Here is a 12,655-nt window from a genome sequence, read left to right on the forward strand (position 1 = left end):
GAATATGAAGATTGAAATAGGAAACCTATATTTTTTAATATTAATCCCAGTAATTTTTGCCTTTATGTACTATAGCTATAAGAAATATAAGCCATGGAGTAGAAATGAAATATTTATCTTTATAAGTAGGATAGTTATTTTTACTTTATTAATATTAGCCTTTGGAAATATAACTATTAATTTAAAGGGTAGAAATATATCAACTGTATTTCTTTTAGATGTCTCTGATAGTATTGGAGATTTTGAAGAGTCAGGTAAGGATTTTATTAATACTGCTATTGAAAATATACCTTCAGGGAATAAGGCAGCAGTAGTTTTATTTGGTGATAATTCAAAAATAGATAAGGTACTAAATAAGAAGAAGACTTATAAGACATTAAATGAAAATCCTGTAACTACAGCAACTAATATTCAAGAAGCTGTAGAAAGTGCATTAAGTCTATTTGAAAGAGGTGGCTCAAAAAGGATAGTTTTAATTACTGATGGTGAAGAAAATCAAGGCGATATATTAAAATCTATACCTTTAATAAATGAGCAAAAAATAGATTTTAAGGTTTATAAGGTAAGTGGTGAAAAGGGAAATGAAGTTTATGTAGATAGTGTTAAAGTTCCAGATAATATAGCTGTTGGTGAAGAATTTTCAGTTTCAATAGATATAAGATCTAACTATGCTACAGATGCAAAACTTACTCTATTTTCTGGTAGAAATAAGGTAGGAGAGCAAGAAGTAAAGATACAAAAGGGTAAAAACACCTTTGTATTTAAAGATAAGCAAGCTTCAGGGGGATTTAAAGGATATAGAGTATTAATAGAAGCAGCAGATGATACCAATAAGGCAAATAATGAATATAGCACCTTTACTAATGTAATGGATAAACCGAATATTTTAATAATTAACGGTATTAAGGGAGACTCAACAGCTCTTGAAGGAATATTATCAAATTCTGGGGCTAATATAAAGAAGATAACTGCGAGTTCTTCTCCAAGTACATTAAATGAATTATTAGAATATAAGACAATAGTATTAAATGATGTTCATAGAGATGATTTAACTAATGGATTTATGAATAATATAGAGGCCTATGTTAAGGATTATGGCGGTGGACTTATTACCTTTGGTGGTGAAGATTCTTATGCTCTTGGAGGATATAAAGATACTTCACTAGAAAAAGTATTACCTGTATATATGGATAAGAGAGGTAAAAATGAAGTTCCTGCTATAAGTATAAATTTAATTATAGATAAATCAGGAAGTATGAGTGCCGAAGGTGGAGGAGTAAGTAAACTTACCTTAGCAAAAGAAGCTGCTATGAAGGCATTAGAAAACTTAAGAGAAGTAGATGAAATTTCAGTAATTGCCTTTGATGATACTTATGATGTAGTTGTACCACTTCAAAAGGTTGGAAATAAGGATGAAATCAAAGAACTTATTTCTGGAATAGAAATAAGAGGCGGAACTTCAATATTCCCAGCTCTACAAAAGGGATATGAAATGCAGGTAGAAAGTTCTGCAAAGATAAAGCACACTATATTATTAACTGATGGGCAAGATGGATATAGTTTTGATAATTATGCAAGCTTACTTCAAGGATTTAATGATAATAATGTTACTTTATCTACAGTAGCTGTAGGGGAAGGTGCTAATAGTGATCTTTTAGCACAATTAGCATCAATAGGAAGAGGAAGAAGTTATTATACTGATATATATACTGATATTCCAAGAATATTTGCAAAGGAAGTATTATTATCAGCTGGAACCTATATAATTAATGAAGAATTTACACCTAAAATATTAAGTAACCATGAAATATTATCAGGTGTTAAGACTTCAGATGGTATTCCAAGTCTTTTAGGATATATAGGAACTTCTATTAAGGAAAATGCAGTTGAAATATTAAGTTCTAGTCATGATGAACCAATATTAGCTGCTATGCAATATGGAATAGGTAGAACAGTTAGTTTCACTTCAGATATAAATGGACAGTGGAGTAAGAATTATTTAACTTGGGAATATGGACCTCAGCTTATTAAAAATATGGTTTACTTTACTATTCCTAAGTATGGAGAAGATGGATATTTAAATATTATTCAAGAAGGAAATGAAGCTAAAATAGAGTTTTATAATGATAAGATATCTAAGGATGCAACAGTTAATGGAGTATTTAATGGAGAAAATGGAGAAGAAGGAAGTTTTGAATTATCACAAGTTGAACCTGGAAAATTTGAAGCAAAAGTTCCATTATCATCATTAGGATTCTATAACTTTAGTGTAAGAGAAGAAGAAAGTGGAGAAGTAAAGAATACCTATAAGGGAGCCTTTGCCCTTCAATATTCTGATGAATATAAGTTTAACACTAATGCAGAAAAGTTAGATGTAATAGTAAAGGAAACTAAGGGTAGCTTTATAAATAAGCCAGAAGAGGTCTTTGAAGGTAAGCTTGAAAGAGATTATAAGAAGATTAACTTAACTACACCACTTCTATTAATAGCAATTTTATTACTTATGTTAGATATTGCATATAGAAGATTAAACTTTAACTTAGTATCTTTCTTAAATAAGAAAAAGCTTAAGATTAAGAAGGATAAAAAGATAAAGGAAAAGGAAGTACTAAAGGATAGTAAGAATAGCATTACTGAAAAAACTTCAAAATCCAATGAAGTTCCAACGTCTAATGTTATTTTAGAAGAAAAACAAGCAATAAGAGATAAGGCTAAAGCTGAATTAAGTGAAGAGATAAAGAAGGAAGCTAAAAAAGAAAAGAGTAATAAGAAATCAAATAAAACTTCTAAGAATGAAGAGAAAAAATCTTCTTCAATAGATACTAGTGCTTTACTTAAAAAGAAAAGTGATAGAAAGAAAATATAATTGGCGGCTGTCTCCTAAGTGATTTTTAATCACTTAGGTGTACAGCCTACTTTATTTTTTATATAATTAAAGTATTATTTTACTATATAATTTAAAGGTGAAAGTGAGGTGTAGTGCTGACGCACAATGTAGAATGAAAAATGAAAAATTTTTTATTTGGCTGTTTGTGCGACAGACACAATTATGAATATACAGATATTTGGAACTAAAAAGTGTTTTGATACGAAAAAGGCTGAAAGATTTTTCAAAGAAAGAAGAATAAAGTATCAATTTATAGATATGAAGGAAAAGGGTATGAGTAAGGGGGAGTTATCATCAGTTAAAACTGCTGTTGGTATAAATGAACTTATAAATACTAAGGCAAAGAATTATATAAGATCTAATTTAGGAAATGTAAGAAGTGCTGAGATTAAAGAAGAGATATTATTAAAGGATCAAACTTTAATTAATACACCACTTGTTAGAAATGGAAGAAAAGCAACTGTAGGTTTTAAGGTGGAAGTTTGGGAAGAATGGATTAATGAAGGTAAATAGACCTGTATATAAAATTAAAATAATATTTAAATACGATAATTTTCATATGGTTAGGAGATGTATTTTTATATAGCCTTTTTAGAATACTGACTAAAACTTAAAAGAAAGTTAACAATTATAGCGTTATTGAATTATAAAAATTAATATGATAGTATTTCTCCTTGGATGTAGAAAGGGAGCGGTAATGGTGAAAAATAAAATAATAACAAACACACTAATATTCATTTTTATAATTTTATTTGTGAATTTATTTAAAACAATTTTTGGACCAGGAAATGTTCTAATAGGTGTAACTATAATTACTATGGCATTAGTTCTTATGGAAGTAGATTTAACTATAATGCCAGTTGATAATTTTTTAAAGATATTATTTTTAAATTTATTTAGTTTAGTTTTTTCTGTTTTATCAATTCAAAATGTATGGATTGGAATTATATTAAACTTTATTGGACTATTTATAATAGGATATTTTCTTAGTGGAAACTTAAAAAAATCTATGGTAATACCCTTTGGTTTACAGTATTTCTTTATGATTTTTTATCCTGTTGAGGGAAGGGACTTAATAAATAGGTTTTTAGCATTAATAGCTGGAACTATATTCATAATGATAACTCAATTTATTGTAAATAAAGATAAAGTAATAAAAACTGGAGCCAAGGTAATAAACAATATAAGTAACAATATATTAAATAAGATAATAGCAATACAGAAAAATGAAAGCTTTGGGAAAGAAAATTTTGCAATTACAGAATCAATAAATTACTTAAAGAGAGTTATTTATGATAAAAGAGTGGACAACTATTATCTAACAAAGGATGGAATATTAACAACGGATATTTTATGGGCACTTGAGAGGATAAATTTACTTTTGGATAACATTAGTGAATTAGAAAATAGAGATGACTATAGTGACTTATTAAATGATGTATATAGTGAAGTTGAAATAATAAAAGATAGAAATTTAAGTTTAGAAGATATAGATAAAATAAGGTCTCATATAAATAATGAAAAAGTAAGGGATGAATATGTTAATGAGTTTGTTGACATAATGACCATTCTTTATAATAAAGTTGAAAGTATAGATATTATTGATAATAAGGAAAGAAATAATATAAGAAAAGAATGTGAAATTCCACACCATTTTAACAAGATATTTGTTCATAAAAGAAATTTGAAAATTGATTCAGCAAAAGTAAGATATGCTATAAGATTAGCAATAGTAGGATCATTCACTGTATTTATAGCAAAGTTATTCAATTTATCTGAAGGAAGATGGATGTGCTTTACAATTTTCTCTTTAATTCAGCCATATTCTGAAGTATCAAATAATAGGGTAAAGGATAGAGTTATTGCAACTATAATTGGTGGAATAATAGTTTTACTATCATTTTCAGTTATTAGAAATCAAGCTGCAAGATCTGCTATTATTTTATTGGCAGGATATTCAGATTCATATTCAAGAAATTATAGAGAAAAGATGATATGTGTAACAGTATCAGCAGTGGCCTCAGCAGCAATGGCTGGTGGAACTATTGAGTTAGTAGGTAAAAGAATATTATTTGTACTAATAGGTGCAAGTTTAACATTACTTGCTAACAAGTTTATTTTCCCATATAAGATTGATGATATGAAGAAGTATCTTATTGAAACATATAATTCTTTAATAAAACAAATGAAGTATGATATTAAAGAAGATCATAATGATTATAGTGTAAGAAATCTTTATCTAATTACTGGATTTATAGATGATAAGATGAAATTATCAATGGAGTCAGCTGAGGAAGAAAAAAACAACTTTATAAAAAACAATAGAATAAGAGTGAATGATATTTATAAATCCTTAGTTGAGATTAAAAATTAAAATTACTATTTTGTAGCAAAAGTACATGAATATAAATATTTATATAGTAATAGCGATAAAATAGGGAGAAAAACCATATGCAAATGATGGATATGCTTTTTAGAGGACTTATGGGAGGTCAAATGGGTGGTGGAATGCCTAATATGGGTGGCATGCAAAATCCAATGGGCGGCTCAGGTGGAAATCCTCTTATGAATATGCTTTTAGGTTCAATGATGGGCGGAATGGGAGGACAAAGGCCAGGACAAAACCAAGGAAATAATCCATTATCCATGCTTATGAATGGTATGGGCGGAATGGGTGGAATGGGAAATGGAGCAGGCCAAGGCAATGCAGGCAATCAAGGCAATGGAATGAATCAATTATTAAGTATGCTTATGGGTGGCGGAATGCCAGGGCAAAATAATATGAATGGAAATATGAATAGTAACATGAATGGTAATATGAATGGTGGTATGAATAGTAATATGAACAATCCATTGTCAATGCTTATGAACGGTCTTAATCCTCAGCAAGGTCCTCAAGGTAATATGGGATCTCAAGGCCAGCAAGGGACTAACAGAAATAACAGTATGGATATGAACCAGCTAATAGGTATGCTTATGGGTGGAAATCAAGGTATGCCAAGTAATATGAATAACAATAATAGTAATAATGGTAATATGAATAGCAATGATGGTAATGCTGGTCAACAAATGGATCCACTTTCAATGTTACTAAATTCCATGAATGGTGGAATGGGAAATAATAATAGTCAAATGAATAGTAATCAAGGCAATAATGATGGAAGAAGATCTTCAAGACATCATAGAAGAAGATAAAAGGTGTGCTAGCGCACGATTAAGAATTAAAAATTATTATTTACATTAATGTGGCTGCCTTTGGGCAGCTATATTTTACTTAACATAACATATTTACTTAACATAATAGTTTAATAAATAATTTATACTTTAAGACTTTATAATATTTTAAGTGAAAATCTCTTTAAAAAGTAAAGTATATAAATTGAAATTATATTTAAAAAATCATAAATAAAAATACTTTATTATTTTCTTAAGAAATGGTATTCTATATAATCGAGGATAAAAGTCTAAAAACAAAAGATAAAATATATTTATAAAATATATAGAGGAGAATGCAGAGTATGGATAAAAATTTAACAAAAGATATGACAACTGGGAATCCTGTGAAACTTATATTATTATTTTCAATACCATTACTTATAGGGAATATCTTTCAGCAGTTTTATAGTATGGTAGATACAATAATAGTAGGTAGATTTGTAGGTGTAGATGCCTTAGCGGCTGTTGGTTCTACTGGCTCTATGGGATTTTTAATAAATGGCTTTGTTGTTGGGCTATCTAGTGGATTTTGTGTTTTAGTATCTCAAAGATTTGGAGCTAAGGATGAAGAAGGGCTTAAAAAAGCTACATCAAGTGCTCTAGTATTATCTTTAATGGCAGCTATTATAGTTACAATAATAAGCGTGGTTTCAGCTAGACCATTGCTTAATTTAATGAATACTCCAGATAATATAATAAATGATGCTTATACATATATTATAATTATTTATGCAGGTACTATTGCAACTGTTGCCTATAACATTTTAGCAAGTATATTAAGGGCTTTAGGAGATAGTAAAACTCCATTATACTTTTTAATAATAGCATCTATTTTAAATATAATTTTAGATATAGTATTTATAGTTAACTTTAATATGGGAGTAGCAGGAGCAGCATATGCAACTATTATATCTCAGGCAGTTTCGAGTATTTTATGTTTAATATATACATATAAAAAGTATAAGATATTAAGACTTAAAAAAGAAGATTTCAAAGTTAAGAAGAGAGTTTATATAAAGCATTTAAAAATAGGTATTCCAATGGCACTACAATTTTCTATAACTGCTCTTGGTATAATGACAGTACAAAGTGCCTTAAATATATTTGGATCTACTGTAATTGCAGCATATACAGCAGCTTCTAAAGTATTACAAATAGTAATGCAACCAGCTATTACTTTTGGAGTTACAATGGCAACTTATTGTGGACAAAATTTAGGTGCAAGAAACTATGAACGTATAAAAGAAGGAGTAAAGAAATGTACTCAAATATCTATAGTAACTAGTATTATTGCAGGACTTATACTAGTTTTCGGTGCAAAGTTCTTTGTAGGGCTATTTATAAATAATCCAGATTCAACTATATTAGCTTATGCACAAGAATGTTTAAACTATGCAGCGATATTCTTTATTCCTTTAGGATTAATATTTATATATAGAAATGCCCTTCAAGGAATGGGAGAATCTTTTGTTCCTATGATGGCAGGAGCTTTCGAACTTATAGCAAGGGCAATAGTTGCTTTTACATTACCTAGCTTTATAGGTTATACAGGAATATGCTTATCTGATCCTATAGCTTGGCTTGCAGCAGCAATTCCATTAGGACTTTATTATCATAAAAAAATGAAAAATATAGCAAGTTAATAGTGTACAAGGATTGTAGAGCAAAGAAAATAGTTATTATAAATTAATTTTTAGTATTATAGAAAATTAAATATTTTAATAGTAGATGATTATAAAGGTAGAATAGTTAATACTTTATAATCATCTATTTTTTATTTTAGAGTTAGAGATAATATAAGCAAATTAGTAACTGGAATATTTTGATTAATAAAAAGTATAATTTATAGATACTTATTAAATGAATTTTAAATTAGATAGTTATGATATTTCGCAAAAATTACATGGTATATTGTGAAATAAAAATTTAAATTTAAGGGGAGAAAGCTTTTATGAGTTTACAAAGTGAAATAGTAGAAAAGGAAACTAAGAAATCAAATCTTTTCAAGAAGTATATTATTAAAAAAGGGAAATGGGGTGTTCTAATTTTAGTAGTTATTTTAGCTGCATTAATTGGAGTAAGAACAGTTATTTATTTTGATAATAAGACTACAAAAATTGGGTTTGAAGATATTGGAGAGTTTGCTACACAAGATGCCTATTGCACAGAACTAAGTATTATAGATAATTCAAGAGATTTGTTTGGAGTTTCAATACCCTTCACACAAAGTAAGTATATATATAGTTATGATGTAATTATTAAAGCCGGTTTTGATTTTGGTGAAATTGAATGGAATAAGAATGATAACATCATTGAAGTTAAGTTACCAGAGGGAAAAGTATTGAGTAGTGAAATAGATTTAGATTCTTTTAAAGTTTATCATGAGAAAGAAAGTGTCTTTAATAAAATTACTATGTCAGAAAATAATGAATCATTGAGAGGTTTAAAAGAAAAAGCAGAAGAAGATGCTATTGCAAATGGGTTATTAAAAAATGCTCGAAGTAATGCTGAAACAGTCTTAATAGAATTTTTTGCTAAGGAATATGATTTGGACAAGTATGAAATAGTTTTTAAAGATAAATAATTAGGAGGAATAATTATGAAAAAGCGTTTAATCTTCTTAGGCATTGGTGTAGGGACTATTATATTCTTGTTTTACTTTGTATTATTTCTTACAGCATAAGAATATATCAAATAAGCAATTCAATAATTTAATGATATTTAGTTAAAACATATAATTATAAAGTTAGAATAATTAACTAGAAAAAGCTGCTTAGACGCAGCTTTTTCTAAAATCCTTTTTTCTTAGCTTCAATTCCACTTTCATTAAGTGCAGGTTCTTCAGTAGTAAAATTATAATGATTTTTAGCATATTGATTTTGAGATTTAGATCCATTCTTTAGATAATTATCTTTAGAATGGACTTTTTTATTTTGACTTTTCATAATTAGTACCTCCTAAAATATACTCATATATAGTATTAGAAGAATTAAGAATAATATTATAAGGAATTATTATATAAGTTGTCATAAAATGCACAACATTTTATGAATTAAAGAATGAAAAAATTAAAAAATTCTTGCAGATTTTTTTATAAGAGTACCTTTAAAATAAAGTAGGTTTTGCATAGCAAAACCTCATTCCTTCATTCTTTCATTCCTTAATTTTTTCATTTTAAATGCTTTGCATTTAAAACTTACATACTATCTTCATACTAAATTCATAGAGAAAAATTATAATTAAGTTATGATTACAAAGCTATAAAGTGGACAATATTAAATTATGAGAAATATTCCAATTAATGTATAATTATTTTATAAATTAATATAAGGGGATTGGGAAATTATGATTAAGATTTTATTTTTAGAGGATGAACCAAATATTCTTGAAGTTACAAATGAGTATATGAAGATGCAAGGATATGATGTGACTTGTGTATCTAATGGAGAAGATGCTATTGAGATGTTAAAAAAGGATAATTTTAATTTAGCCATTTTAGATATAATGGTTCCTAAAGTTACTGGATTAGAGGTTTTAGAATATATAAATGAAAATAAAAAAGATATGGCAACTATTATGCTTACAGCTCTTGGAGATGAGCAAACTCAGCTTAAGGCTTTTAATTTAAAAACTGATGATTATGTAATCAAACCTTTTTCCCCCTTATTGCTATTAAAGAGGATAGAAGCTGTTTTAAGAAGAAGTCTCACTGAGAAAAACATTGATAATGATAATAATGAGTTCTATATAGATGATAAAACATATCAAGGTTATTATATGGGACGAAGCTTAAACTTAACCTTAAGTGAATTTTTATTATTACAAACTCTAATGAAGGAACCTAATAGAGTATTTAATAGAGAGCAATTAATAATGAAGATATTTAATGAGGACTATATTTCTAGTGATAGAATTATTGATGCTCATGTTAAAAATTTAAGAAAAAAATTACCTCATAATTATATAAAAACAGTTATTGGAGTTGGATATCAGTTTAATAAGGAGGGAATTTGATGAACTTGTCTAAAAAGACATTTATCTATAGTTCAATACTTTCAGGAATTATTCTTTCCCTTATACTAGTTTATTTTATTATAATGTTACCTTCCTTATATATTGATTATCAAGGAAAAAGTAATTATCAAGCTATAAAGGGAATTCATGAAGAATATATAAGGAATAAAAATTATGATACTATACATTCTCCTAATCCAACGGGAACCCTTAGTGTTAGAGTACCCTCCAGTGGAAGTGATATATATGCATCTAATATTTTTGGTACAGCTAAAATTACTATTAAAGATAATGAGTTAAATAGTTTATTAGATGACCTTAGATATTACTCAGAGAATATAGAGGAATTAAAAGATAATGATGATTACTTTGAAAGACTTTTTGATACTTTAAAGAAAAGTTTTAATCAGGAAGTATTTCTTAAGGATTTACCAGTGAATTTTGAGTTTATTGAGAGTGATAATAAGAATGTATTTAATGAAGGCACAAGTAAGATGAATATTGTTTCAGATGATACTGTAATTTATGAGTTTAATAGTTTTGATGGAATAAATTATTTTACAGCATACTTTGCTACTACAATTGATAAGGGCGAGATAATTGTATCTTTATTATCTGTAATGACACCTAAAATTGAAGATATTAGAGACATAGTATTACAAAGCTTACCTATGATAATAGCTGTTCTTATTTTAATATTATTAGTCTTTACTTACTTTTTCTCTAGAAAAATAATAATTCCAATTAAGAAGCTTGCAAATCATGCAGAATTTATTAAAGAGAATAATATAAATGAAGCATTACCTATTGAAATAAAGGGGGAAGATGAGATAGCTCTATTAGGAGATACCTTAAATGAGTTATATAGCAAGCTAAATGAAAGTTTTATTAAATTAGAAGAGAAAAATAGGCTTTTAGTAGCAGAGAATAAAAGACAAGATATATTTTTAAGAGCATCTTCTCATCAATTAAAGACACCAGTTGCAGCAGCTCTCCTTCTTGTTGAAGGTATGATAGACGAAGTAGGGAAGTTTAAAAATACAAAGGAGTATTTGCCTAAGGTTAAGGAGCAGATTATATCTATTAGAAAAATTATAGATGAAATTTTAAATCTTAATAATAAGGATGTAAATAAGAAGATAATAAATATTAAGGTTTTAATAGATGAGATATTATTTGAACATGAAATAGGAATAAAGGAAAAACTTATTAATGTAAACTTTGAAGGTAAGGATACTCTGTTAGAGACAGATTATCACTTAATTTATAAGATAATAGATAATTTAATTATTAATGCAATTAGTTATACTAATAAAAATAATGAGATAAGAATTACATTATCAGAAAATAAACTGAAAATTATTAACTATGGAGCTCATATAGATGAAGAACTTTTACCTAATATTTTTGATGCCTTTGTATCAAGTAATTCAGAAACTAGGGGAAGGGGCTTAGGTTTATATATAGCATATTATTATTCAAATCTTTTAGGGTATAAGATTGAAATAAGTAATATTAGTAATGGTGTTAAGGCTATAGTTTACTTTAATAACTAGCTACACATATGAAATAAAGCTACAGAGAATTTGCATAGCATATTCATATGAAATTCATAGGAAGGAACTATACTTAAACTATGGAAGATAGTAAAAGGGAGGAATAATAATGATAAGTATAAATAATTTAGAGGTTAAGTATGGAAAAGAATTAGCTTTATTAATTAAAAGCCCTATAAAGTTTGAGAGTGGAGATAGAGTGGGGATAATAGGATCTAATGGAGCGGGGAAGACGACTTTAGTAAAGTCAATATTAGGACTTATTAAGTATAATGGTTCAATAAACACAAAGGTAAAACCAGAAGAAATGTCAGCACATATGCAATTTAATAATTATGTTGATACAATGGCAGTTAAGCATGTTATTGAAGCAGTTTTAGATACAAAGATAAAAAATAATAAAGAGCTTCAAGAGTTAATTAATTTTTTTGATTTTAATTCTTGTTTAAATAAAAGGTATAGCACACTTTCTGGAGGACAAAAGCAAAGACTTACTATCATCTTAGTGTTAATTCAAGATGCGCCTTTAGCTTTCTTTGATGAAGTTACTTCAGGCCTTGATTTTGAAACAAGACAACAGCTAATGAGCAAGATTGAAGAATGGTATAGAAATAAAAATACTACTATTTGTATAGTTTCTCATTATTATGAGGAGTTAGAGCAGTTAACTAATAAGATATTAATATTAGAAAAGGGAAGAGTAGTAGATTTTGGAGATAAGAAAGAATTATTTAGAAAGTACTGTGGTAAATCAATAATTATATTAGCTAATAATGATAAAAATCTAGAAATAACTAAAAACTTTAGAAAAATTAAATCTCCAGATCACTTAATTGCAGTTTCTTGCATGAGTATTGAAGAGGAATTAGAAGTATCTAAGCTTTTAATTGAAAATGATATAAGCTTTAAGAGAAGTAACTCAGATATAGAAATAATGAGTATTAATGCAAAGAATAAGGCAAATAGTGAGGAGGTAGCTTAA

10 protein-coding genes are annotated in these 12,655 nt (G+C 27.5%); 9 read left to right on the forward strand and 1 reads right to left on the reverse strand.

Features of this window, described 5'->3' with window-relative positions:
• Positions 1–4: 4 nt before the first annotated feature.
• From E5347_RS08270 to E5347_RS08295, 6 genes are all read left to right on the forward strand, one after another.
• Complete coding sequence (locus E5347_RS08270; protein WP_136006296.1) at positions 5–2,866, forward strand: VWA domain-containing protein; 2,862 nt, start codon at positions 5–7, stop codon at positions 2,864–2,866.
• 183 nt (positions 2,867–3,049) lie between these two features.
• Positions 3,050–3,400, forward strand: coding sequence for an arsenate reductase family protein (locus E5347_RS08275; protein ID WP_136006298.1), 351 nt, complete (start codon positions 3,050–3,052; stop codon positions 3,398–3,400).
• Positions 3,401–3,584: 184 nt separating this feature from the next.
• A complete protein-coding gene (locus E5347_RS08280) occupies positions 3,585–5,261 on the forward strand; it encodes an FUSC family protein (protein WP_168354932.1) in 1,677 nt (558 codons plus the stop codon).
• 77 nt (positions 5,262–5,338) lie between these two features.
• Complete coding sequence (locus tag E5347_RS08285; protein ID WP_136006302.1) at positions 5,339–6,082, forward strand: hypothetical protein; 744 nt, start codon at positions 5,339–5,341, stop codon at positions 6,080–6,082.
• A gap of 323 nt (positions 6,083–6,405) precedes the next feature.
• A complete protein-coding gene (locus E5347_RS08290; protein ID WP_136006303.1) occupies positions 6,406–7,746 on the forward strand; it encodes an MATE family efflux transporter in 1,341 nt (446 codons plus the stop codon).
• 308 nt (positions 7,747–8,054) lie between these two features.
• The gene (locus E5347_RS08295) at positions 8,055–8,687 is read left to right on the forward strand and encodes a DUF4230 domain-containing protein (RefSeq protein ID WP_136006304.1); all 633 of its coding nucleotides are present in this window, start codon (positions 8,055–8,057) and stop codon (positions 8,685–8,687) included.
• A gap of 205 nt (positions 8,688–8,892) precedes the next feature.
• On the opposite strand, the gene E5347_RS16860 is transcribed toward E5347_RS08295, so the two are convergent.
• On the reverse strand, positions 8,893–9,048 hold the full coding sequence (locus E5347_RS16860; RefSeq protein WP_168354933.1) for a hypothetical protein: 156 nt from the start codon (positions 9,046–9,048) through the stop codon (positions 8,893–8,895).
• Between the two features lie 400 nt (positions 9,049–9,448).
• On the opposite strand from E5347_RS16860, the gene E5347_RS08300 reads away from it, so the two are divergent.
• The 3 genes from E5347_RS08300 to E5347_RS08310 all read left to right on the forward strand — a co-directional run bounded on the left by E5347_RS08300 (position 9,449) and on the right by E5347_RS08310 (position 12,655).
• Positions 9,449–10,117 (forward strand): response regulator transcription factor, encoded by a 669-nt coding sequence (locus E5347_RS08300; RefSeq protein ID WP_136006306.1) that lies wholly within the window; start codon positions 9,449–9,451, stop codon positions 10,115–10,117.
• Positions 10,117–11,673, forward strand: coding sequence for a HAMP domain-containing sensor histidine kinase (locus E5347_RS08305; RefSeq protein WP_136006307.1), 1,557 nt, complete (start codon positions 10,117–10,119; stop codon positions 11,671–11,673). Before E5347_RS08300 ends, E5347_RS08305 begins: the two co-directional genes overlap by 1 nt.
• A 109-nt stretch (positions 11,674–11,782) precedes the next feature.
• Positions 11,783–12,655, forward strand: coding sequence for an ATP-binding cassette domain-containing protein (locus tag E5347_RS08310; protein WP_136006309.1), 873 nt, complete (start codon positions 11,783–11,785; stop codon positions 12,653–12,655).

Origin of the sequence: Clostridium sartagoforme, from assembly GCF_004794105.1 — a bacterium.
Classification (GTDB): Bacteria; Bacillota; Clostridia; order Clostridiales; family Clostridiaceae; genus Clostridium; species Clostridium sartagoforme_B.